The following is a 22,669-nucleotide window of genomic DNA, read 5'->3' on the forward strand; positions in this document are numbered from 1 at the left end:
ACGTTGGCCGAGCCGTCTGGTGCATCTTCAGCCGTCTGCTTTGCGGACCTCTCTCTGATGCAGCTGTACTACACAGCGTAGAGTACGAAACTGGTTGCTACCAGAAACAGATGCAGGTCGATTCCGAGGCGCGAACCCATCAGCCGGCTCCCAGCAATTCACTGACCTGTTGGCGTGTCGTAAGGACGCTGCGTCAAGGATTCTCAGGCCCAGTCTTGAACGCCCATCCAACAGACTGGACTTCGGTCTTATGCAACAACGCAAGCCTCGCGAGGCATCGTTCTCCTTTCTTTAGCAGGTGTACTTCGACCTGCCGCCGATCCTCTGCGCTGGGTCTACGCGCGACAAGACCTGCCGCTTCGCAGCGGGAAACCAGCGCAACCGTGCCATGCGATGACGCTTGCAAGCGCTCGGCCAGTTCACCCACGGTCGCCCAGTCCCGCTCCGGAAAGCCGCCGATGTGAAGAAGCAACAAGTATTGCAGCGGCGTAATCCCTTCAGCATGAACTATCTCTTCCGAAAAACGCAAAAATCGACGCAGCTGATAGCGAAAATCGGATAATTCTTGCAGCTCCGCTTTCGTTAGCTCATCAGTCTCCGCACGCTTTCTGGAAACCATTGCCTTATTCTCCTGTATCAACATCGAAGCTGGAAATGTATCACTTCATGACCTATAATCTCTGCCCGTATACGCTGGGGCCACTTATCCGCGAATGGTGCGGAACAGGAAGGCCATGCGTCCATGGCGACTAGCCAAAACACTCTGCAGGAACGGGACGACCGACTTCCAGATAGCGCGAAATCAGCGTTCGACCCGGAGGAGAAAGATGCAAACCTTCATTATTGCCTTTAGCGCCGCGCTCTCAGCACTAGCCGTCAGCACCGCTGCTGTTGCAGCGCCGGGGCATATCCTGCTGATCGGGATGACCGACCCCGCGACCGTCGACCCCGTCAGAAGCAACGGTGCCCCCACTGTGACAGCAGCGGTATCACGGGTCCTGTACAGCCCGCCCTCTTTGTCGAAACGCAATCTCGTCCCTCCGTCGCTGCAAAAACTGGACTTCCACAGTGCGCACGCCGGCCAACAACTTCGTGGACAGGGATTTGGCTGGACGCCGGTTAGCAAATAATACCAGGTTCCGAGCGGCATCTCAGGCCGCGGCTGTGCCAAGATAGGCTTGGCACGCGGCAACGTGCAGCGCGCGTTGAGCACTTTTCCCATGAGATGAACGACCCGATCCGCCCTTCAGTCGTCGGGGGGGGGGGCGTGCGCATATGCTGCCAGTCGCAAACCGGATTTCGGTGGCACACGACGAGACAAGGACGTCAGGCACATCTGAGAATATTTACATTAGTCATTATGTGACATAAAATCCAGTTAAGGCCTTCTCTGACTGGACCTGACGCGAGTTCATGGGAGCCCGCACGCAAGTGTGGCCAGCCGTAGGCTGGGGCACCCATGGGACCGTTCGTTCTCGTGGATTGTCGTTAGCCATACAGCAGGCCGCATGACATTAGTAGTCGGAAAGTTTTCATGTGCGCCCGCGAGTCCGTTGGCCCACCGCGTCAGCAAGTCGGCGGTCCCAGTTGCGGTAGGCAGATACGAACTGCGGTGCGAAAGAAATCATCGCGGTTCCGCGCTCGTTTAGGAGACTTCATCATGCTGATCACCTTCCGGTCACCTGCCGCGCCCGACGTGGTCATGCTCAAGAATCTTGCTCAATACCTGCTAAACCTCATAGGTAAGCATCTCGGATCAAGAGGCGTCATTGAGCACAATGAACTGCCTCGAGCGATTGTCCGTCTCGAAACAGCGATTTCCGAAGAAGCGCGGGCGGATGTTGCGCTCGAATCGCTTTACCACGTGCCGGACGCACACGGTCGCACTGTAGGTGAAGACCATCGAGGGCTCGCACAACGAGCGTGGCCGCTGCTGGATATGATGCGTGAAGCGAGCAAACAGAACGCGGACATTATATGGGGGCTTTAGGCAGAACTATGCTGACCAACCTGAAATGAGTAACCCCGAAAAACCGCGCCCCTGCCGCTCCGGTAGCGAGTAGTGAAAGTTGCGGCGCTTGCCCCCGTCTTTGCTCTCGATCGCGTGGTGCCTTATCACGGAACATGACATGCCGACGGTATTCCTGGGGCCCCGCGCGACGACTGTTGTTTTTTTCGGCGTCTTCTGCTTTTGCGCTGGCGCTTGCATTGCCAGTGCGGCCCCACAGTCTGGCCTCACGGCGTCTGCGCCGAACATTGTGACATCTGTCGGCCACAGGCGAGTGCGGGCTGAAGCTCGTCAACAAAGCATTGTCGAAGATCTCACCTACTCGACGGGTGTCGCAGCTGTCGAGGTAGACGCGTATGGAATCAGTCCACTCGGCATATTGTCGGTCGGCCCTTTCATTTTCACCAGATGGCAAATGGCATGTTGTCTGGCCGCCGGTTGGCAGCGTCCAGCAAACCGCGATCAAAGGAGTCCTGAAAATGCCCAGCATGTCATCTTTGTCTGGCCCGCGACCTGAGTGACGCTGTCAGCATTGCAAATCCGACCACCCTCCCCACTTCTAACCTCGAGAATGGACAACAGGTGTGTCTCTGCCCCCCACCGACTGGCCGATGCAGCGCCGCAACGCAACGCGTGTTGTCCTTCAGGCGTTGCGTCATAACACAGAAGAATGCGATCAAAAGGCGTTGACATCGGCTTTTCCTGAATGATCGGGCGCATCATACCGTCGTGCCAGTGGACGGCTAAGTGAACATTGGCACGGCCTCGATGAGGGCCACCCCCAAGAGGGCGCCAACAATAGCGCCAATCAGCTTCGGGTGCCACCGATCGAGGTGAAGCGCGGCAAGGAGGCTACCCAACAGAATGATTCCAAGCAACGCGAAGGCGATCACCAGATAGCCGAATTCGAAGTCATTGTTGATGACCATCACTCTTCTCCAATGTCTGATTGCAACATTCGCGGACGCCGTGACATTGGCGCCTGCCACGGAGACGCCAGCTGCACAGGAACAGCGCTCTGTTCATTATATGTCACTCTGTGATATACGCTGTGAGACTTGCCTATAGCGAGTTGTGCCAGCGCAGCATCGGGGGACTGATTGGAATCTTCGAAATCTTCGCCGACGTCGCACTGCCCCTTCACGATGGGAAGTGCGAATGGCACGAAGTCGCCCGCGAGTTCGGTGACGGACATCGGTAGACTGTACGCCCACGGCCCTGCCAGGCCTTCGACGAAAAAAGGCCTAGCCTGCCATTTTCCGCGGGCGTCCGGCGCGGGCGACATAGCACTTGGTCAGTGACATGCCTGGCATTAGCCGTGGGTGCCCGGACCGCGAGGCCCCCCGCGCAGTGCGCTTTTGAACGCGCGCCTTAGCGGCTAAACTATGTTTTTCGCATGGTACTGCCTTCCTTCGCGATTTGCGCCGCAGTCGCGATGGAGAGTTCGCACGGAACCCCTAGATTGACAGATCGAGATCCTCATCTTTTCCACGTGCTCAGAGTTGCAGCGTTGCTTTTACTCGTGCAATTGCCGTGCGCTGCCGCTTCGTACGCCGGGCAGCCATCCTGGCTCGACGCACGCGTGTCCCAGGAGACAGTCGCGTTGACAATCTGCCACCGAGGCTACCTTGCTCAGGTGATGCCGTCTATTGACGCCCGGATCCGCCTGAAAGACAAACTCCTTGCACAACAGGGTATCGCGCCGTCGCTGACCTCTCACTATGCGCTGGATTTCCGCATGCCGGTGCTGCTGGGGGGCTCGCCGGACGCCCGCGAGAATCTTGACGTCCTTCCCTGGGAAGGCGACGACGGAGAGCGCCGTAAGCGCCGATTCACGGTTTTCTTGCGGCGTTGCGTCTGCGCCGACGAACTCCCGTTGAAACAGGCCCAACTGGCCATTTCTGGCAACTGGTCGCGTGAATATCCAAACCTCTGGTCATTGTCGTGCAAGGACATCAGGTGACAGGAGCTAGTCAGCCCCCGCATGGAAGAGCCGCAAGAGCCGCACAGACCACCAGGGTTATTCCCTGAATCCCTTGCCGCCCCGTCGTAGCGTAGGCCCACTTAGAGCAAGTGCAGCGTTGACAATCGAAAGATGGGTTAGTGCCTGCGGGAAATTGCCCGCAAGGTGGCGCCCCGGCACGTTGTATTCCTCGGCAAGCAGTCCCACATCGTTTGCGACGGCAAGTAGTCGCTCGAACTGCTCCCGAGCTTCCCGATCGCGGCCCTGCAATTTCATGCATTCGGCCATCCAGCAGGAGCACGCGAGAAACGCCCCCTCGTTTGGCCCATCGGCATTCGCCTTTTTGCGTCGAACCAATCCCCCTTCCACAAGTTCCCGCTCAATCGTTGCAATTGTCGAGGCCATACGGGGATTCTCTACCGGGAGGAACCCGACCAGTGGCAGGAGCAAAAGGCTAGCATCCAGTGTCTGTGCGCCATAGTGTTGCGTGAATGTGCCAAGCCCCTCGTTCCAGGCTTCCCGATAGATCTCGTCACGTACGGTCTGACGGAGCTCAGTGATCCGGCTTAAGAGGCCGCGACTAACCCGCTCGTTCGTTGCATGCCGACTGACAAAGCGATCGAACGCCACCCATACCATGACCTTCGAATACGTGTAATGGCACGGCTCGGCTCGCGACTCCCACACCCCGGAACCTCTGGTTCGCCAGATCGTTTCGAGATGTTCGACGAGCCTTCGTTCAATGACGAATTCCTGGTCCGATGGCGGAACTCCGCCTCGGGATGCGAGATCGACGCAGTCCAGCACCTCCCCGTACACATCGAGCTGGTGCTGCGTGGATGCGGCGTTGCCGACCCGCACGGGCTTTGCGAAACGGTAGCCTGGCAGCGCATCCACACCCCACTCCGGCAAATGGCGCGAGCCGTCAACGCGGTACATGATCCGAAGTTTGTCCGGCGACCCGGCAATCGCCCGGAGTAGCCAGTTTCTCCACCCCTCGGCCTCCTCGTGGTAGCCGGCGTTCAGCAATGCTGTAAGTGTGAAGCTGGCATCTCGCAGCCAGCAGTAGCGATAATCCCAGTTCATCCCGCCACCGGGGGCTTCGGGGAGCGAGGTAGTGGGCGCTGCGACAAGACCGCCGCTTCGCCGGTGAATCAACGCCTTGAGTGTAATCAGCGAACGACGGACCTGAACCGGCCAGTCCGTCATGGCATTGTCGAACCGGCCAATCCAGTCGCGCCAGAAACGTTGCGTTGAAACGAGCGCTGCCTCTGCGTCTATTGGCGCGGGTGGCCGTTCGTGTGAGTTCTCATAACTCATGACGAAAGCGACACGCTCCCCGGCTGACACCTCGAATTCAGCGACAGTTGACTCGGCGCTCACGGAGAGCTTCACCGACGCCCGCAACACGATCAGATTCGGGCCCACCTTCGCGATCATGGCGTCTGCCTCCGCCACGCTCCATGGGGCAAGCGCCCCGTAGTCAAAACGCAGCCGCACGTCGCTGCGTACTTTTACGATTCCCTGAAGCCCCACTACGATGCGCACGAGCGAAGAAAACGTCGTGCGTACAGGCATGAAGTCGATAATCCTCACCCGACCGTCAGGTGTCTGGAAGTCCGTTTCCATCACAAGGGTATCGTCCTGATAGCGCCGACTTTGCGAGGCGCCCCCATCTGCCGGCGCGAGAGTCCAATGGCCGTGATCATCGGTGCCCAGTAGCGCCGCAAAGCACGCATCATCGTCGAATCGCGGCCAGCATAGCCAGTCGATGGAGCCGTCGCTAGCCAGTAGCGCAGCAGTCTCGCCGTCGCCAAGCAGCGCATAATCTTCAATCAGCTTGCTCACGGTCTCTTTCTCCCGCCACCCGCCGGCCGCTGGAAATGTTCGCTGGAAATCGCGTGGCGAAGAAGGTTAATACCGCCTCACCGCGTAGTTAGAAGCGCTATTTCGTGCGCTTCCCGCCGAAAAGCAGGTACGCTCCGCCCAAAACAGCGGCGCCCATCATCGCCCAGAATGCATTGCGATGTCTGCTCGTAAATATCTCCCAGTCGCTCCCTCTCGAGCGACGATCAAATCGACCGTGCGCACCGTAATCTCCGGGAACTGGTTTGAACAGGTTATCAGGCGAATCAGGTTCAAGCGGTTCGTCAGTAAGTTGACCCTTGTACCCGGCCGTGGCCAGATACCTGTCAATCATTGCCGGCGCGATCCGATTTGCGAGAATCGTCTTGACCGTAGGGAAGCCCACCCATACCTCCCGCCGCCGGTGCGTGGCCGCAAAGAAAATCGCTCGCGCAGCGACTTCGGGTTCGTAAATTGGAGCGATTGGCTGAGCCTTTTTCCCCATCTTGTTCAACGCCCAGTCGAATTGTGGGGTGTTGACTGCAGGTAGGTCCACCATCGTCAGATGGATGTCCAATCTGTCATGAATGATTTCTGAGCGCAATGCATCCGTGAAACCCCGCACTGCGAATTTGGCTCCACAATAGATCGACTGGAGCGGAACGGAGCGGTAGCCGAGTGCCGATCCAACGTTGACAATGGTCCCGCGGTTGCGTGTTCGCATACGCGAGAGGGCCGCCATCGTCCCATGCACCTGTCCGAGGTAAGTCACCCGTGTACCGCGCTCGAACTCCTTCGCAGTGAGTTTCGAGACCGGCGCGAACACGGTAGCCATTGCAACGTTGATCCAGACGTCGATCGGCCCGAGTTTGCGCTCAACAAGTGAGGCTGCCGTCTCGACGGCTTCGGCATCGGCCACGTCCGTGGGAATACCGAGGGCGCGCACGCGGTACATCCTTTGCAGATCCGCCACGGCTCGCGCGACGCGCGCCTCATTGCGCGACAGCAGCGCGACGTCATACCCGCGCCGGGCGAACTCCTCGACGGTCGCCCGCCCGACCCCTGCGCCAGCGCCGGTCACCACCACAACTTTGGCCATCGCGTAATCCTCTAATCGTACTGGGTTGATTCGGTCTCCGGCCAGTATGGACGGCAAGCGTATGGGAATGCTGTCTCCCAGCCGCTACCAGCAGTTTCTGTTCCTTCGATGAGTGGTTGTGACGCGCCAGATTGTCGCGTGCACGCTACTGGTATAACGACTGGCTAGACCACAACGCGTTGCCGGGAAACGGTGCCATCAGCTTGTCAAGCTACGGCCGCCGTCACGATTACAGCAAGATGCAACGCATTCGGGGGCCAGTCGGGTACCGCTCGTCCAACAGTCCCGCAAAGAATCGAGCGCTGCGTTCGCATTGGACGCGTTCCCGTGATGGCCCTGAGTGGCCAGAGCAATAACTGGTCACCGTCAGCGTTTTATCCAGGTGGCCTGCAGATGACGACACTCCGGAGCTCGTGCTACCGCCGCAGCCTGCTCGACAAGCGCGACGTTCTGTTGAGTGGTGCTATCCATCTGTGTGACTGCATTGTTCACCTGGTTGATACCCGCACTCTGCTCTGCCGCGGCGGGAGCTATCTCACTCGCAATGCCAGACACTTTCGAAATCGCTTCCTGCACCGCGCGAATCTTCACGCCTGTGCTATCAACGAGATCTGCACCGCTGTGAATTCCCTACACTGTACTTTTGATCGGCGCCCGGATCTCTTTGGCTGCGATGCGCTACGCTGCGCAAGTACTGGAAACTCGGCGACAACGGCGACTCCACGTCCCTCTTCACCTGCCCGGGCCGCTTCTACCGAAGCATTCAGCGCGAGAATATTAGTCTGGAATGCAACGATTTGAAATGCCGAACATTACGGTTTGCAATATCGCGGAACAGTACTTGCGTCGACTGCATTGCTCGCTCGTCGCGAGACCATCCGCGAGATGGGCCTGAGGAGACTTGTATGGCACAAACCGTTGGCGACTTCATCATCGAGCGGCTGCATGCATGGGGCGTGCGCCGCATTTACGGCTATCCTGGCGATGGCATCAACGGCGTGTTCGGCGCGCTGAACCGCGCGCAGGCCGCCGCGGAAAAAGGCCAAGGTGACAATGGGAAAAACCGGCTCGCCGGCCCGATCGAATTCATTCAGGTACGACATGAAGAGATGGCCGCCTTCATGGCTTCCGCGCACGCGAAATTTACCGGTGAGCTGGGCGTGTGCATCGCCACATCCGGCCCCGGCGCGTCGCACCTGATCACAGGTCTTTACGACGCGCGCATGGACCATATGCCGGTGCTCGCGCTCGTCGGCCAGCAGGCGCGCGCCGCGCTCGGCGGTCACTATCAGCAGGAACTCGATCTGGTGTCGATGTTCAAGGACGTGGCCGGCGCGTTCGTCGAGCAGGCCGTGGTGCCCGCCCAGGTGCGGCATCTGGTGGACCGCGCGGTTCGAATTGCGCTGTCCGAACGTAAGGTCACCGCGATAGTGCTCCCGAACGATGTGCAGGATTTGACTTACGAGCCGCCCGCCCGCAAACACGGCACGCTGCATTCGGGCGTGGGTTATCGCGCGCCGCGTCTCGTGCCGCACGACGACCAGCTTCGGCAAGCCGCCGACGTGCTGAACGCGGGCAAGAAGGTGGCGATTCTGGTCGGCGCGGGCGCGCTGCACGCCACCGACGAAGTGATCGCCATCGCCGACAAGCTCGGTGCGGGCGTGGCCAAGGCGCTGCTCGGCAAAGCCGTGCTGCCTGACGATTTGCCGTGGGTCACCGGCTCGATCGGACTGCTCGGCACGAAGCCGAGCTACGATCTGATGACGCGCTGCGATACGCTGCTGATGATCGGCTCCGGCTTCCCATACTCGGAATTTCTGCCGAAGGAAGGCGACGCGCGCGGCGTGCAGATCGACCTGAAGGCCGACATGCTGAGCCTGCGTTACCCGATGGAAGTGAATCTGGTCGGCGACAGCGCGCAGACGCTGAGCGCGCTGCTGCCGCTGCTCGAAGAAAAGAAGGATCGCAAGTGGCGCGAACAGATCGAAGACTGGACCGGGGACTGGTGGAAGACGCTCGACAAGCGCGCGCACGAACCCGGCAAGGACGCGGTCAATCCGCAGCGCACAGTCTGGGAGCTGTCGAAGCGCATCCCGTCGAACGCCATCGTGACGAGCGATTCGGGCTCGGTCGCGAACTGGTACGCGCGCGATTTGCAGGTGCAGCGCGGCATGATGTGCTCGCTGTCGGGCGGACTCGCGTCGATGGGCGCGGCAGTGCCGTACGCGATTGCCGCGAAGTTCGCGTATCCGGAACGTCCGGTGATCGCGCTCGTTGGCGACGGCGCGATGCAGATGAACAACATGGCCGAGCTGATCACCGTATCGAAGTACTGGAAGCGCTGGTCCGATCCGCGCTGGATCTGCATGGTGCTCAACAACCAGGATCTCAACCAGGTGACCTGGGAACAGCGCGCGATGGAAGGCGATCCGAAGTTCGAGGCATCGCAGGACATTCCTTCGGTGCCGTATCACAAGTTCGCGGAGCTGATAGGACTGAAGGGCATCTACGTGGACGACGCCGGGAAGATGGGCGTCGCGTGGGATGAAGCGCTCGCGGCGAACCAGCCGGTCGTGATCGAAGTAAAGGCCGATCCCAACATCGCGCCGCTGCCGCCGCACATTACGCTCGCGCAGGCCAAGGCGTTTGCGACGACGCTGATGAAGGGCGACCCGGACGAAGGCAACGTGATCGTCGAAACGGCGAAGCAGGTGCTCGGCGCGGTGCTTCCCGGTCATCACGACAAATAACGCGCCGAGGTGCGGCATGAACGGCAGCAACGTCACGCACGGCAGCGCGCAAGCGCCGGTTCAGGCGCTGCGCGCCTGCGCCTACCGCATTCCCACCGACGCGCCGGAAGCCGACGGCACGTTCGCATGGGACGCCACCACGCTGGTGATTGTCGAAGTCGATGCGGCCGGTGAGACCGGCATCGGCTACACCTATAGCGACGCGAGCACCGTCGCGCTGATTCACCACACGCTCGCGGACTGCGTGCTGAAGCACGATGCGTGGGACGTGCTCGCGCACTGGCGGCGTATGCAGTACCAGGTGCGCAATCTCGGCCGCGCTGGGTTGGCGGCCACCGCGATCTCCGCGATAGATTGCGCGCTGTGGGATCTGAAGGCGAAGCTGCTCGGCGTGCCGCTCGTCAGACTGCTGGGCGCCGCGCGCCACACCGTGCCGCTCTACGGCAGCGGCGGTTTCACCACTTACGACAACGCCCGTTTGCAGGAACAGCTATCGCACTGGACCGGGCGCGACGGCTGCCGCTGGGTCAAGATGAAGATCGGCAGCGACCCGCAACGAGACCCGGAGCGCGTGAAGGCGGCACGCGCGGCGATCGGCGACGCCGGCCTGTTCGTCGATGCGAACGGCGCGCTGTCCGTGAAAGAAGCGTTGCGGTGCGCGCAGTGCTTCACCGAACAGCAAGTGGAGTGGTTCGAAGAACCCGTTTCATCCGACGACGCGTGCGGGATGGCCGTCGTGCGCGAGCACGCACCGGCCGGTATGGACATCGCGGCGGGCGAATACGGCTACACGCTCGACGACTTCAAGCGGCTGCTTGCTGCGCCTTCGGTCGACGTGCTGCAGGCGGACGCGAGCCGTTGCGGCGGTATCACTGGCTTTCTGCAAGCCGCCACGCTGTGCGATGCGTATCACCTGCCGCTGTCGGCGCACTGCGCGCCCGCGCTGCATCTTCATGTGGCGTGCGCAGCGCCGCGTCTGCGTCATCAGGAGTGGTTTCACGATCACGTGCGTATCGAAGCGATGCTGTTCGACGGCGCGCCGCAACCGCGTGACGGCGCGATCGCGCCAGATCTGTCGCGGCCCGGCTGCGGACTCGAATTCAAGCACGCCGACGCGGCGCCCTACCTCGTCGCACAGACCGGCGACACAGCACGGGAGCGGCACTCATGAATGCCTCACGCGTACTCGGCATGTTATGGACCATCGCAGGCGCGGCCGCGATCGTTTCGTTGAGCACGCGGGGCGACGCCGCGTCATCGTCTGACGCAGGCGAATCCAGGAACCGCACGCCAAAGCCGCGAGCGTTGGCCGCCGCGCCGGCCACACACGTTCATATCGAAGCCGCGCGGTCATTCAATCACAGCGCCGCGCTGCTCGCGCTGTCCGTGCTGACCGACAGCGCAATGGAGCACTACCGCGGCTCGTTCGACAACCCCGCGATGTGGACGCCGCTCGTCGTCGCAAGTTTGTCGCTCGCGGCCGGTCTGCATGGCGGCAAGGATAACCGGCCGCGCAGACACCAGGTCCGGCATGCGATCTACTGCAGCGCGGCGGCGACCGGAATTGCAGGCACCGGTTTCCATCTGTACAACGTGACGAAGCGGCCCGGCGGCTGGAGCTGGAACAACCTCTTTCATGCGGCGCCGGTCGGCGCGCCGATCGCGTTGCTGCTGTCCGGCGCGCTCGGCGCGGTCGCCGAGAGACTGCGCGACGAACCCGCTCACGAGCCGCAACTGCTCGGCATGCCTGCGGGCCGCGCGTTGGGCTTGCTGGTGGCGGCGGGCTTGATCGGGACGGTCGGCGAGGCGGCGCTGCTGCATTTTCGCGGCTCGTTCCAGCATCGCGCGATGTATGCGCCGGTCTCGGTACCGCCGATCGCGGCGGCGCTGCTCGCGCAGGCCGCGCTGGCGCAGCCGCGCGAGCGCTGGTTCGTCCGCTTATGGCTGCGCGCGACGACGCTGCTCGGCGTGGCGGGCGCGGGCTTTCACGCGCGCGGTATCGCGCGACGCCAGGGCGGCTGGCGCAACTGGAGCCAGAACCTGTTCGCCGGGCCGCCGCTGCCCGCGCCGCCGAGTTTTTCAGCGCTGGCGCTCGCGGGACTCGCCGCACTGAAATTGCGGGAGACCGAAAAGTGAGTGCACGGCAAACCCGATATCCCGGCTACGACGTCCTCGACAAACGCAGCACACCGTCATGGGACGAACCGACGCGCGCGGTGATCGACGAGCGGCTCGCGACGCCCCAGGAACCGCGCTTTTTCAACCCGGTGGAATGGCTCGCCGTGAACGCATTGTGCGCGTGCATCGTGCCGCAGGCGAACGCCGATCCGGTGGTGCCGCTTGCCGCGCTGCTCGATGCGCGGCTGCACGCAAATAGCGGCGACGGTTATCGCGATGCGCGGCTGCCGCCGCAGCGCGACGCGTGGCGCACCGGCCTCGCCGCGCTCGACGCCGAAAGCCGCGAGCGTCATGGGTTGCCGTTCGCGAGCATCGAACGAAACGCACAGGTCGCGCTTCTCGAACGGATGCAACGCGGCGAACTGAGCGGCGCGGCGTGGCGCGGCATGCCAGCCAAACTGTTCTTCGCCGAGCGCGTGCTGCACGACATCTGCGGCTTGTATTACGCGCACCCGCACGCGTGGAGCGAGATCGGCTTCGGCGGCCCCGCGAATCCGCGCGGTTACGTGCGAATGTACTTCGACCGGCGCGATCCGTGGGAAGCGGTCGAAGCGCATCCCGGCGACGAAGCGCGCGCCGCGCGGGAGAACCGCCGTGTTCGATGACGCTCGACACCAACCGCGCGGCACGAGCGGGCGCGCGCCGGACGTGTTCGTGCGCGGCGGCTGGGTGCCGATGCGCATGTATCCGAACGACGAGGAAGTCGACTTCGCGATCGTCGGCACCGGCGCGGGCGGCGGCACGCTCGCTTGCCGGCTGGCGGAACTGGGCTTCAAGGTCGTCGCGTTCGATGCGGGCGCGTGGTGGCGCCCGCTCGAAGAATTCGCGTCGGACGAAGCGCATCAGGCAAAGCTCTACTGGACCGACGAGCGCATCTGCGACGGCGACAATCCGCTCAAGCTCGGCAACAACAACAGCGGCAAAGCAGTCGGCGGCAGCACCGTGCACTTCGCGATGGTCTCGCTGCGCTTTCGTCCCGAGTGGTTCAAGTCGCGCAGCCTGCTGGGTTATGGCGCGGACTGGCCGCTCGATTGGCGCGAGATGTGGCGCTACTACGCGCAAGTCGAAGACGCGTTGAAGATCGCGGGGCCAGTCGACTATCCGTGGGGACCGAAGCGGCCGCGCTATCCGTATCGTCCGCACGAACTGAACGCCGCCGCGATGGTGCTCGCGCGCGGCGCGGAGGCGCTCGGCATCGGCTGGAGCGCGACGCCGCTCGCGACGCTTTCCGCGCCGCGCGGCAAGGCGCATCCGTGCGTCTATCGCGGCTTTTGCGTGTCCGGCTGCGCGACCAACGCGAAGCAGAGCGCGCTGGTTACGTGGATTCCGCGCGCGGTGTGCGCGGGCGCCGAAGTGCGCGATCTTGCGATGGTGGGCCGCGTCGTCACCAACGACGCGGGGCTTGCCACCGGCGTCGAATATCTGCGCGAAGGACGCTGGCAATTCCAGCGCGCTAAGAACGTGGTGGTGGCGGGCTACGCGATCGAAACGCCGCGTCTCTTGCTGATGTCGGCGAACGGCCGCTTTCCCGACGGGCTCGCGAATAGTTCCGGGATGGTCGGCAAGAACCTGATGGCGCAGTCGAACCAAGCCGTATACGGTACCTTCGATGAAGAAATCCGCTGGTATAAAGGGCCGCCTTCCCTCGCGATCACCGAACACTGGAATTACACCGACAAGGGCAAGGATTTCTTCGGCGGCTACGCGTACATGAGCCAGGGCCCGTTGCCGAACGCGTGGGCCGCATCGCAGAACGGCCGCGGCTTATGGGGCGACGCGCTCGCCGCCGAGATGCACAAATACAACCACCAGGCCGGGCTAAAGATCGTGGGCGAAATGCTGCCGCAGGAACGCAACCGCGTCACGCTCGCCGACGAAAAAGACCAGTACGGTCTGCCCGTCGCGCGCGTCACGTACTCCTGGTGCGATAACGACAAACGCCTGATCGACCATTCTCTCGGCTTCATGGAGCGTGCGCTCGCGGCCGCGGGCGGCTCGGATATCTGGCGCGAAACCGACGACACCTGCCACCTGAACGGCACCGCGCGCATGGGCGACGATCCGGCGACGAGCGTCGTCAATCCCGACTGCCGAAGCTGGGACATCCGCAACCTGTGGATCTGTGACGGCTCGGTGTTTCCGACCGTCGGCGGCGTGAATCCGTCGCTGACGATACAGGCCATTGCGTGCCGCACCGCCGATCGCATCAAGGCCCTTGCAGCGCGCGGAGAACTGTAGACGGCGCGCGTGCAAGCGGATTGTCTGGCACTTCATTTGCGACCGACGAGAGGTGAAGGGATCACTTTCTTGAGACGTCCAGCGCGGTCTGGCCACAGCGGACGACCTGAGTGCGATACGCGCGTGGCTTGCACGTGTCGTCGACACGAAGACCACTTGCGAAAACTACCGCAAGGAAGCTGAGCGGCTCCTGTTGTGGTCAATCGTACAGCTGGGCAAGCCTTTGTCATCGCTCACGCACGAGGACCTGCTCGCCTACAGGCTATTCCTGGGGGGATCCACAACCGCGTTCGCGCTGGGTGTCGGATGGCGGGCGCAAGTTCCCGCGCCACGATCCGCGCTGGCGGCCGTTTTACGGGCCGCTGGCAGTCCCAGGCCAGCGCCAGGCTTCAGGCGATAGAACGAGCAGGATTGTCCAGGGCACTTTCCTCAGGACGCGGCCACCTCGAAGTGTCGCGCAATTATCCGTCGCTCCTGCATCGTTGAGAGGCCTGGTGCGGCTGCCATGAAAGCGCGGAGGCGGATCCAGTTAAATATCAGGACTTTCTGTTGTCCAGACCTTCCGCCGATTTCCAGATGACCGCGTCACGCCAGTCTTTGAAAGAAATCGTATGATCTATGGGCTGTTCCCAGGCGAAGACCCACGTCTCGACACGTCCGTCCCGATAGAAAATATTCGCGGCCTGTCGCATCAGGAGGGAGCGATTCTCATATAGCTGGCTTGGCTAAGAGCTTTAGGTTCACGCAGTCCGCCGGCTGCGACGACTCCTGATAACGGACAGTTGCACACGGCGAAGAAAAACAGTTCATAGTTTTGATTCGCATCGAGCCCGGTTCAAGCGACGGTAGCCGCATGCCTTCGCAACCCGGGCCGCCATCTGACTTAGCTCGCTATCGTTTCTCCAATCAGGACACCAGGTCCTTATGTCGAGAATGACCCCCAACGCTATGAGCCGCCGGCATCTGCTGACGCTGATCGGCAGGAACCTCGGCGCGGCCGCCATGATGCAAGGTATGGGCACGCTCGGGTTCGCCGCTGCCTCCACCTATGCCGGACCGATCCGGCTCGACGGCGCGCCCAAAGGAACGCGCATTCTTGTGCTCGGCGCGGGCATGGCCGGCCTCGTCGCGGCCTTTGAGTTGAGGAACGCGGGCTACCACGTACAGGTGCTCGAATACAACGACCGCGCGGGTGGCCGGGCGTGGACTGTCAGGGGTGGCGATCGTTATACAGAACTCGGCGGTGCCACCCAGTACTGCGATTTCGCTGACGGTCTTTATCTGAACCCGGGGCCGTGGCGCATTCCGTATCATCACCAAGGTGTACTCGACTACGCAAGGCGCCTGAAGGTGCCGCTCGAGCCATTTATCCAGGTCAACTACAACGCCTACCTGCATTCGACAGAGGCCTTCGGTGGCCAACCCCAGCGATTCCGCGCGGTGCAGACGGACTATCAAGGCTATATTGCCGAGTTGCTTTCCAAAGCGATGCGCAAAGACACACTCGACGATGCGCTGTCAGCCGACGATGCGCAACTGCTACTCGAATCCCTGCGCCAATGGGGAGCGCTCGGTCGGGATGGTCGCTACCAGGTGGGCGGCCGAAGCAGCGAACGCCGTGGATTCAAAACCGCGCATGGCGGTGGGCTGATGCCCGAGGCCGTGCCATCGAATCTGCTGCCGCGCGAACCGTTGCTTGCATCGCGCTTGTGGCAATGGCTGTCTTCGGGCAACGAGCTGGACTATCAGAGCACCCTCTTCCAGCCCGTCGGCGGCATGGACCGGATTGCTCATGCGCTTCATTCGCAGGTCGCGAGCGCCGTGGTGTTCAACGCCAGAGTCACGGGCATCCTGCAGGACGAGCACGGCGTCACCGTGCGCTATACCGATACGACCACCCGGACCGAACGGAACGCGCACGCGGACTGGCTCGTGTGCACCATTCCGCTCTCGATTCTGAGTCAGATCGACATTGCGGTTGGCCCGGCCATGCGCGCCGCAATCGATGCCGTACCGTACGAGACATCGGTGAAGATCGGCTTGCAATTCGGCCGGCGCTTCTGGGAGGAAGACGAGCAGATCTACGGCGGCATCACGCACACCGACCTGCCGATCTCGACGATCGGCTATCCGGCAACAGGTTACGGTTCGAGCGGTCCTGCGGTGCTGCTCGGCGCCTACATGTGGGGGCCCGCCAGCTATGAGATGGGTGCGCTGCCGCCGGCCGAACGGATCGCCGTGGCATTGAGCCAGGGCAGCCAGATTCATCCGCAGTACGCGCGTGAGTACCAGAACGGCTTCGCGATGAGTTGGAGCCGTTCACCGTTTACGAATGGCTGTTTCGCTGCCTGGACGGACGCGTTGAGACAGGCGCATTACGCGAATCTGTGTCAGATCGACGGACGGATCGTCCTCGCCGGCGAGCACGCTTCCCATATTCCGGCATGGCAGGAAGGCGCCGTGCTGTCGTCACTGGATGCGATCACCCGATTGCATCGGAGAATCGTCAATGGATAGGCCAACGCTGATCCTCGGCGTGATGCTGATCGCCTTGTCGATGGGCGCCGCGACGATATCGGCTCAGGCGGTGGCACAGGACGCGACGCACACCTTCACGATTTCGCCGGGCTACCGCTTCACCGAAAAAAGCGGCGAAGCCCTTTACAACGCCAGTTGCGCGGGATGCCATATGCCGGATGGAAAAGGCGCACAGGGCGCGGGTCACTTCCCCGCGCTCGCTGACAACCCGGCAGTCGAAGCCGCACCCTACGTCATCATCAACGTACTCCACGGGCGAAAGTCGATGCCATCGTTTGGCGAAGAGATGGATGACGATCAGGTCGCCGCTGTCGTCAACTACACGAGAACCCATTTCGGCAATCGGTTTTCCGGAGGTGTCACGCCGAGCCAGGTTCGAAGTTTGCGCTGAGTTGACGTGGCAGGGATATGGATGCGTGGCCTCCTTTGCGCACCCTCCTCCATCTGGCCACCCCCCCTGCGAGCCGACTGAACCGGAACGGGCGATAAAGCCCAACCCCGTGCCATACTCGCGGATCTCCCTGCTATCTTGACGACCGTGATGATCGCCACTTCCGCGTCCATCGGCTTTAACTTCAACCCGCTCGACCGGCACTCCGACAAGCGGGACGACCACGCCTTCATCGAGCATCTACGCAACCATCCTGCCGCGCGCTTTCTCGTCTTCCATGGCGACGTCCCTTTGCTTAAGCGAGGCAGCGAGTACGACCCGTGGTTCGCCGCCGGCGAAACCACCGCCTTCGGCGAGCCGCTTCATCGTATTTTCCTGGGCGAAGAAAGCGACGGCAGCGGACGTTTTGCGCTCGGCTTCGCGCCTGCGGACCCGGAGCCTGACAGCGGGCATGAACACATCGACCTTCGCTCGCTAGCGCTGCAAGACCTCGTCGCAGCTGGAGCCCTCGGCGTTCTGGCTGAGGCCAAGTCGATGCTCGATTGGCATCGCCGCCACGGCTTCTGCGCGAACTGCGGCTCCGCAAGCCGCGTCACTAACGCCGGTTGGCAACGCATCTGCGATGTTTGCGGCGCGCGCCATTTCCCACGGGTGGATCCAGTCGTGATCATGCTGGCGATAGACGGCGAACGGTGTCTGCTCGGCCGCCAGCCGCATTTTGGCAAGGGCATGTACTCGGCGCTTGCCGGTTTCGTCGAACCGGGCGAGACCGCCGAAGACGCCGTGCGCCGCGAAGTAATGGAGGAGGCCGGCGTGACGTGTGCGCAGGTTGTCTACTTTGCGTCGCAGCCGTGGCCGTTTCCTTCATCGCTGATGATCGGGTGCTTTGCGCAAGCGAGTGATACGGACATCGTCATCGATACGATCGAACTCGAAGACGCCCGCTGGTTCTCCCGTCAGGAGGTCGCGGCGATGCTGGCGGGAACGCATGCCGACAGACTCTCGGCGCCCAAGCCATTCGCCATTGCCCATCATTTGCTGCAGGCGTACGTCGAGAAGGGTGATTCGGTATTGATCGGCTGAGCAGTCAATCCGCACCGCCGCTGCACGCGCCGCGAAACGCCCTTCCGCTTCACGCGCGGATTCCCTTTGGGCGCCCGTATGCAAGTGGAAGTTCGGAAAGCGTGCGACGCGCTAAAGCAAGCACTGCCGCCGACATGTCCGCCGCGGCTATCGACGCGCAATTGACGCACGATTGACGGATATCGCGTGAGCGCCAGGAAAGGCGGCGCATTGATTGGGATATGCTAATCTCGGTCGCCTGGCTCAACTTTATTACAAAATAATGAACAGCTTCGATTTGTCTATCGAAACATATCTGTCCAACCTACACTTCGGCCATCTCGCGACGCGATCCATTGCAAGTATCGCCGACCTTTACACATTCAAAGGCCTCGTACTCATTCCCGTGCTTTGGTGGATGTGGTTTCAGCACGACGAGCGCCGCGAATGGCGACAAGAAATGGTTCTTGCGACGCTTTTCAGCGGCCTCGCGGCGCTCGTCGTCGGAAGACTGCTGACTCACTGGTTGCCGTTCAGGGTCCGCCCCGTCTACAACGCCGAACTGCATCTGCAATTTGCAGGTAGCGATATCAACGACGCACTGCTGACAAGCTGGAGTTCCTTCCCCAGCGACCACGCGATGCTATGGATGGCGGTCGCCACCGGTATCTTCCTCGTGTCGCGTCGCATCGGCGTGCTGGCGATTCTCTATACGGCGCTGTTCATTTGCCTTCCGCGCGCTTATCTCGGCTTTCACTACCCGACCGATTTGCTGGTGGGCGCCGCTGTGGGCATCGTCATTACCTATGTCATGACGCGAGATGCCATCCGCGTGCGCTACGCCACGCCGGCGCTGCGATGGATCGAACGCCACCCCGCGCCTTCAGGGATGCTGGCCTTCGTTCTGTGCCTCGAACTCGTTACGCAGTTCGACGAACTGCGCACACTGGCGAGCAGTGTAGTCAGAAATTTATAAACCCCGCGTGGCGCTGAAAGTGTCGGTGTGGGGTGTCCAGCGCCCTCTCGCGCATGAGCGGGCGGAAAAAGCCTTGTTTTTGGCGGAACCGGTTCAGTGATCGGCGGCCGGGTGTGCAAGTATCGTTGCCAAGGCGCACACCCTACCCCTTTGCGAGGTTCAGGATGGTTTGGAGACTCTGGAAGACCGAGAAGCGGCAAGATGGGACGCAAAGCTGGCCCAACGATACGAATCAGTCGATCAAGCAGCTTCTGGGCATGTACCTGAGCAGCGATGCCGCACCGTTCGCAGGGTGGGCCGCGCCCGGCATCACATTCACGCCAGATGTCGAACCGGTCCTGCGAAACGGAGTCCGGGGATATCAGCTCGCTCTCTGGTTCTGGCTCTTTGCCGAGAAGCACGGCACGATCGCGGCACGCATGGTGCGTGAGTCGTTCTGTCTGTTCGCTGAGGAAGCGCAACCGTCATCCGGTGAGAGGATCGATGCCCTCCTCGACTTCGAAAATCGCCTTGCGCATTCTATCGAGGGAATTTCTTCCCAGGAGCGTACGTTCCGGCTGGAAAGCCTGCCGGTTGAGCTGCCGATGGAATTCTTTCTGGCCACGGGTTTCCTCCGGCTTGCACCGGAGTCCCCTTATGCCGGAGAAAATGAGAGCGCCAGTCTGCAAGGCAACGACTACAAGCTAGCTGACTGCTTTCGCCATGCAACGGAGGAGGCGTTGGCGGTCTTCCGGGCGATGATCGACAAAGTCGACTTTGACGCGAAATCGCTATCCAACTGGAAATGGAGCGCCCATCCGGGCGCTGCCGAGCGGCATCTGCAACGACGCCACGGCAATCCCCTGTTTCCCCTGCACCGCCAGATGGTGACGGCGCATGACGTCTATGAAGCACGTCTTGCCGACACGCAGGCCCTTCACGAAATCAGCAACGAGCTTGGTGAGCTCAACCACTCGTTCGCGCAGACGACCGAACTGCCGCTGAACTGGCAATCTTTCCTCGACGGATATCGGGACTACGTCGACCGCCTCGATGAACGCCGCCTCGCGGCGGGTGGGCAGAACGCGCCGCTCGGTGACGCAATTGCCAGACTGCGCACCGACATCCTCACGACCTGGCGCACTTCCCTTCACAGAAACCGCCATAGCCTTGCCGCGCTGGACCACGAAGAAGCGCAAAGGGCCGAGCGACGCGCGCTTCTGTACGGATGCGACTGGACCGCACAGCTTCTCAGCAACGGTTCTCTGATACCGCCGGAAGAGGTCGTCCCGGCCCTTCTGAGTGAGTCCCCGGCTGAGCTGGAAAGGGTGGTGACCGCCCTTCAGGCTGAGCCCCGATTGCATGACACGCTTGTGCATTGCCGTGCAACCGCGCATCGACTTGACAACGAAGCACGCTCGGGCGGCCGCAATATTCCCGACATAGCCGGCAAGCTCCGTATTCTCGACGGTCCGCCCGAACAGGTGCCGCCCTGAACTCGCCGCCGGCCGAAAATCCCTGGATTAGCCGAGCGAGCACCATCAGGCGTTGGCTTTGCGCCGCCGTCGATCAAAGATCCAGCGTCACATTCGCGTCACCGGCCACCGGATGCGCCATGCAAACCAGCGCCGCGCCGGCTTCGATTTGCGCCTCCACTTCGCCGTCGTACTTGACCTGGCCCGACAACAAACGCGTCGAACATGTCCCGCACATTCCCGACCTGCAACTCGACGGCGCGTCGATACCGTGCGCTTCGGCCAATTCAAGCAGGCTGCCGTCGCGCGGCAGCCATTGAATCGTGCGCCCGGAGCGCGCAAAGGTCACTTGCACCGCGCCCGCGTCTTGTGCCGACCTGTCCACCGGCATCGGCTCACTCTTGATGGCAAGCACACGTTTGACGCTCGCCGGACCGAACGCTTCGAAACGAATCCGTTCGTCGGCGACATTCAATCCGCGCAGACCTTCATACAGGTCACGCATGAACTGCTCGGGGCCGCAGAGATAGAAGTCGTAGTCGTCGAAAGGAAGCGCGCGCTTTAACGCGTCGATGCTCACACGCCCGGCCGACACGCCTGCGGCGGCCTCATCGGCGGCGCTATCGAAAAGATGCAGGGAAAGCGCGGTGTTGTGCGCGGCAAGCTCTTTCAACTGCGAGCTGAACGCACGTTCGCGATCGCTACGCGCACCGTGAAAGAAGAACACCCGCTTCGCTTGCGCGGCCTCCGTGCGTGACGCTGTCAACGCATGCCGAAGCATCGCCATCATCGGTGTGATGCCGATGCCCGCCGAGATCAACACGGCAGGCCGCGGGCTGTCCTCATCGAAGACGAAGGCACCGCGCGGCTTCATCGCTTCGATCTGCGCTCCGGCAATGAGATGCTCATGCAGCCATTGCGAAGCCACGCCCTCGCGCTTCACGCTGATTCGATATCGCTGCGCATCGTGCGCATCGGACAGCGTGTAGGTCCGCGACAAAGGCGTGGTGGAGTCCGCCACCGGCACGCGGATCGGCAGAAACTGCCCCGGCTTGTACGACGGCAACGGCGCCCCGTCGACAGATTCAAAATAGAACGAACGGATCGACGCAGTCTCCTCGACCACCGCCGCGACTTTCAGCTTGTGCCACGGCGATACGGCCACCGGCTTTTGCACCGCCGCCGCAAACTGCGGCGCGTACTCGACGTCCGACCAGCGAAACGGCAGCGCGCTCCGGCTGCGCCGCACTTCCTGTATGTGAAAACGAACCAGACGTTGCGCGCCTTCGAAGGCCGCCAGTTGCGCGCCGTCCCATACGATTTCCGCGCGCGCCGCGATATACAGCAGATCGCCGCTAGCAAAGTCGATGAACAACAGCCCGGCGCGCGGATCATGGATCAGATTGCCGATCGTGTTGAAGAAGTTGTTGCCGACGAAGTCCGGCGTGGTCAGCGTTTGCTCATCGTCGACACGCACAAATCCCGGTGCGCCGCCGCGATGCGAAACGTCGACGCCGCCCGCGAGACCCGCGTCCTCAGCAAGATTTGCGCTCGCGATAAAAAACGTATCCGCCCGCGCGAGGAATGCGCGGTCGGCATCGCTGAGTTGTGTCGCAATTTCCGGCGGCACGGAAGGTTCCGACGCACTCTGCTCCGCCCAGGTCGGTGTACGGCTCTGGATGTACTTGTTGCAATTGCCGAAACTCTGACGAACCTCGACCGTCAACGCCGCCCCTTCCGCCGACGTCACCATGCCGTTGATCCGGTTGCGCCGGCGAGTCTGCGGCTGCAGCCCGAGGCCGCCTATCATCGAACCCTTCTGCCAGCTATCCGCGAGCGGATCGCCGGCTAACGCACCGCCTTCTATGCGCAAGGTCTTCGCATCCGGCGACGACACAAAGCCCGGCAGCCCGGCGCGCACCGTCGCCCACGGTTGTCCGTGCGCGTCGACGCCGCCGAACACCATGAAGGGCTGCTCGGAGTAAAACTTGCGATGCTGGTCCGGCATGTAGCGCCGGATCCCCCGGCGTCCCGACGCTTCCGCCACGCTTCGCACCCCCACGCGCTGCTGGGCGGCGAGTTCGGCGGCATGAAACGGCGAGGTGTCGACGCCCCAGCCATTCAGAGGGATAACGGTGGACATGACCGGACTCCGGTGTCGTAAAGG

19 protein-coding genes and 2 pseudogenes are annotated in these 22,669 nt (G+C 62.0%); 14 read left to right on the top strand and 7 right to left on the bottom strand.

Translation table 11 applies throughout. The annotated features are described in order from the left end of the window. Positions 1-193: 193 nt before the first annotated feature. Positions 194-619 carry a MarR family winged helix-turn-helix transcriptional regulator gene (locus tag B0G71_RS23080; protein ID WP_116144452.1) on the bottom strand — a complete coding sequence of 142 codons (426 nt, stop codon included), beginning with the start codon at positions 617-619 and terminating at the stop codon, positions 194-196. Between the two features lie 208 nt (positions 620-827). Here B0G71_RS23080 and B0G71_RS23085 point away from each other — a divergent pair, with 208 nt between their 5' ends. Beyond that, positions 828-1,130: a hypothetical protein gene (locus B0G71_RS23085; RefSeq protein WP_116144454.1), complete on the top strand. Its 303-nt coding sequence runs from the start codon at positions 828-830 to the stop codon at positions 1,128-1,130. Between the two features lie 530 nt (positions 1,131-1,660). Continuing rightward, complete coding sequence (locus tag B0G71_RS23090; RefSeq protein ID WP_116144456.1) at positions 1,661-1,990, top strand: DUF1840 domain-containing protein; 330 nt, start codon at positions 1,661-1,663, stop codon at positions 1,988-1,990. 761 nt (positions 1,991-2,751) lie between these two features. Here the strand turns inward: B0G71_RS23090 and B0G71_RS23100 are convergent. Beyond that, the gene (locus B0G71_RS23100) at positions 2,752-2,937 is read right to left on the bottom strand and encodes a hypothetical protein (RefSeq protein ID WP_116144458.1); all 186 of its coding nucleotides are present in this window, start codon (positions 2,935-2,937) and stop codon (positions 2,752-2,754) included. Positions 2,938-3,470: 533 nt separating this feature from the next. Between B0G71_RS23100 and B0G71_RS23110 the strand changes: the two genes are divergently transcribed. Next, positions 3,471-3,971 carry a hypothetical protein gene (locus B0G71_RS23110; RefSeq protein ID WP_258875646.1) on the top strand — a complete coding sequence of 167 codons (501 nt, stop codon included), beginning with the start codon at positions 3,471-3,473 and terminating at the stop codon, positions 3,969-3,971. Positions 3,972-4,028: 57 nt separating this feature from the next. On the opposite strand, the gene B0G71_RS23115 is transcribed toward B0G71_RS23110, so the two are convergent. The 4 genes and pseudogenes from B0G71_RS23115 to B0G71_RS42705 all read right to left on the bottom strand — a co-directional run. Continuing rightward, positions 4,029-5,819, bottom strand: coding sequence for a glycoside hydrolase family 15 protein (locus B0G71_RS23115; protein WP_116144462.1), 1,791 nt, complete (start codon positions 5,817-5,819; stop codon positions 4,029-4,031). A gap of 97 nt (positions 5,820-5,916) precedes the next feature. After that, on the bottom strand, positions 5,917-6,915 hold the full coding sequence (locus B0G71_RS23120) for an SDR family oxidoreductase (protein WP_116144464.1): 999 nt from the start codon (positions 6,913-6,915) through the stop codon (positions 5,917-5,919). Between the two features lie 366 nt (positions 6,916-7,281). Continuing rightward, positions 7,282-7,506, bottom strand: coding sequence for a hypothetical protein (locus tag B0G71_RS42700; protein ID WP_181916813.1), 225 nt, complete (start codon positions 7,504-7,506; stop codon positions 7,282-7,284). Between the two features lie 59 nt (positions 7,507-7,565). Then, positions 7,566-7,709, bottom strand: a pseudogene (locus B0G71_RS42705) (methyl-accepting chemotaxis protein); the annotation flags it as partial. A gap of 111 nt (positions 7,710-7,820) precedes the next feature. Here B0G71_RS42705 and B0G71_RS23130 point away from each other — a divergent pair. The 11 genes and pseudogenes from B0G71_RS23130 to B0G71_RS23180 all read left to right on the top strand — a co-directional run bounded on the left by B0G71_RS23130 (position 7,821) and on the right by B0G71_RS23180 (position 20,523). Then, the gene (locus B0G71_RS23130; protein WP_116144466.1) at positions 7,821-9,665 is read left to right on the top strand and encodes a thiamine pyrophosphate-requiring protein; all 1,845 of its coding nucleotides are present in this window, start codon (positions 7,821-7,823) and stop codon (positions 9,663-9,665) included. Positions 9,666-9,681: 16 nt separating this feature from the next. After that, a complete protein-coding gene (locus B0G71_RS23135; protein ID WP_116144468.1) occupies positions 9,682-10,836 on the top strand; it encodes an enolase C-terminal domain-like protein in 1,155 nt (384 codons plus the stop codon). Beyond that, on the top strand, positions 10,833-11,801 hold the full coding sequence (locus tag B0G71_RS23140) for a hypothetical protein (RefSeq protein ID WP_116144470.1): 969 nt from the start codon (positions 10,833-10,835) through the stop codon (positions 11,799-11,801). The genes B0G71_RS23135 and B0G71_RS23140 overlap by 4 nt, the downstream gene beginning before the upstream one ends. Continuing rightward, positions 11,798-12,448, top strand: a complete 651-nt coding sequence (locus tag B0G71_RS23145) for a gluconate 2-dehydrogenase subunit 3 family protein (protein WP_116144472.1) — start codon at positions 11,798-11,800, stop codon at positions 12,446-12,448. Before B0G71_RS23140 ends, B0G71_RS23145 begins: the two co-directional genes overlap by 4 nt. Continuing rightward, positions 12,438-14,081 carry a GMC family oxidoreductase gene (locus tag B0G71_RS23150; protein WP_116144474.1) on the top strand — a complete coding sequence of 548 codons (1,644 nt, stop codon included), beginning with the start codon at positions 12,438-12,440 and terminating at the stop codon, positions 14,079-14,081. Before B0G71_RS23145 ends, B0G71_RS23150 begins: the two co-directional genes overlap by 11 nt. 88 nt (positions 14,082-14,169) lie before the next feature. Beyond that, positions 14,170-14,470, top strand: a pseudogene (locus B0G71_RS42060) (integrase); the annotation flags it as partial. A 535-nt stretch (positions 14,471-15,005) separates the two neighbouring features. Continuing rightward, entirely contained in the window at positions 15,006-16,598 is a 1,593-nt protein-coding gene (locus B0G71_RS23160) for a flavin monoamine oxidase family protein (RefSeq protein WP_220377329.1), read from the top strand. Next, the gene (locus B0G71_RS23165) at positions 16,591-17,010 is read left to right on the top strand and encodes a cytochrome c (RefSeq protein WP_116144478.1); all 420 of its coding nucleotides are present in this window, start codon (positions 16,591-16,593) and stop codon (positions 17,008-17,010) included. The genes B0G71_RS23160 and B0G71_RS23165 overlap by 8 nt, the downstream gene beginning before the upstream one ends. A 150-nt stretch (positions 17,011-17,160) precedes the next feature. Then, on the top strand, positions 17,161-18,093 hold the full coding sequence (gene nudC / locus B0G71_RS23170; protein ID WP_116144480.1) for an NAD(+) diphosphatase: 933 nt from the start codon (positions 17,161-17,163) through the stop codon (positions 18,091-18,093). 262 nt (positions 18,094-18,355) lie between these two features. Further along, on the top strand, positions 18,356-19,048 hold the full coding sequence (locus tag B0G71_RS23175; protein WP_116144482.1) for a phosphatase PAP2 family protein: 693 nt from the start codon (positions 18,356-18,358) through the stop codon (positions 19,046-19,048). Between the two features lie 164 nt (positions 19,049-19,212). Next, on the top strand, positions 19,213-20,523 hold the full coding sequence (locus tag B0G71_RS23180) for a tryptophan leader peptide (RefSeq protein ID WP_116144484.1): 1,311 nt from the start codon (positions 19,213-19,215) through the stop codon (positions 20,521-20,523). Between the two features lie 73 nt (positions 20,524-20,596). Here the strand turns inward: B0G71_RS23180 and B0G71_RS23185 are convergent, their stop codons facing one another. After that, positions 20,597-22,645, bottom strand: a complete 2,049-nt coding sequence (locus tag B0G71_RS23185; RefSeq protein WP_116144486.1) for a pyridoxamine 5'-phosphate oxidase family protein — start codon at positions 22,643-22,645, stop codon at positions 20,597-20,599. Positions 22,646-22,669: the final 24 nt, after the last annotated feature.

The sequence above is a fragment of the Paraburkholderia sp. BL27I4N3 genome (genome assembly GCF_003386115.1).
Lineage (GTDB): Bacteria > Pseudomonadota > Gammaproteobacteria > Burkholderiales > Burkholderiaceae > Paraburkholderia.

Excerpts from the sequence above, each read along its gene's own strand:
- B0G71_RS23080 (WP_116144452.1), bottom strand. The coding sequence starts at position 619 with ATGGTTTCCAGAAAGCGTGCGGAGACTGATGAGCTAACGAAAGCGGAG.
- B0G71_RS23085 (WP_116144454.1), top strand. The coding sequence starts at position 828 with ATGCAAACCTTCATTATTGCCTTTAGCGCCGCGCTCTCAGCACTAGCC.
- B0G71_RS23090 (WP_116144456.1), top strand. The coding sequence starts at position 1,661 with ATGCTGATCACCTTCCGGTCACCTGCCGCGCCCGACGTGGTCATGCTC.
- B0G71_RS23100 (WP_116144458.1), bottom strand. The coding sequence starts at position 2,937 with ATGGTCATCAACAATGACTTCGAATTCGGCTATCTGGTGATCGCCTTC.
- B0G71_RS23120 (WP_116144464.1), bottom strand. The coding sequence starts at position 6,915 with ATGGCCAAAGTTGTGGTGGTGACCGGCGCTGGCGCAGGGGTCGGGCGG.
- B0G71_RS23130 (WP_116144466.1), top strand. The coding sequence starts at position 7,821 with ATGGCACAAACCGTTGGCGACTTCATCATCGAGCGGCTGCATGCATGG.
- B0G71_RS23135 (WP_116144468.1), top strand. The coding sequence starts at position 9,682 with ATGAACGGCAGCAACGTCACGCACGGCAGCGCGCAAGCGCCGGTTCAG.
- B0G71_RS23140 (WP_116144470.1), top strand. The coding sequence starts at position 10,833 with ATGAATGCCTCACGCGTACTCGGCATGTTATGGACCATCGCAGGCGCG.
- B0G71_RS23160 (WP_220377329.1), top strand. The coding sequence starts at position 15,006 with ATGTCGAGAATGACCCCCAACGCTATGAGCCGCCGGCATCTGCTGACG.
- B0G71_RS23165 (WP_116144478.1), top strand. The coding sequence starts at position 16,591 with ATGGATAGGCCAACGCTGATCCTCGGCGTGATGCTGATCGCCTTGTCG.
- nudC (WP_116144480.1), top strand. The coding sequence starts at position 17,161 with ATGATCGCCACTTCCGCGTCCATCGGCTTTAACTTCAACCCGCTCGAC.
- B0G71_RS23175 (WP_116144482.1), top strand. The coding sequence starts at position 18,356 with ATGAACAGCTTCGATTTGTCTATCGAAACATATCTGTCCAACCTACAC.
- B0G71_RS23180 (WP_116144484.1), top strand. The coding sequence starts at position 19,213 with ATGGTTTGGAGACTCTGGAAGACCGAGAAGCGGCAAGATGGGACGCAA.
- B0G71_RS23185 (WP_116144486.1), bottom strand. The coding sequence starts at position 22,645 with ATGTCCACCGTTATCCCTCTGAATGGCTGGGGCGTCGACACCTCGCCG.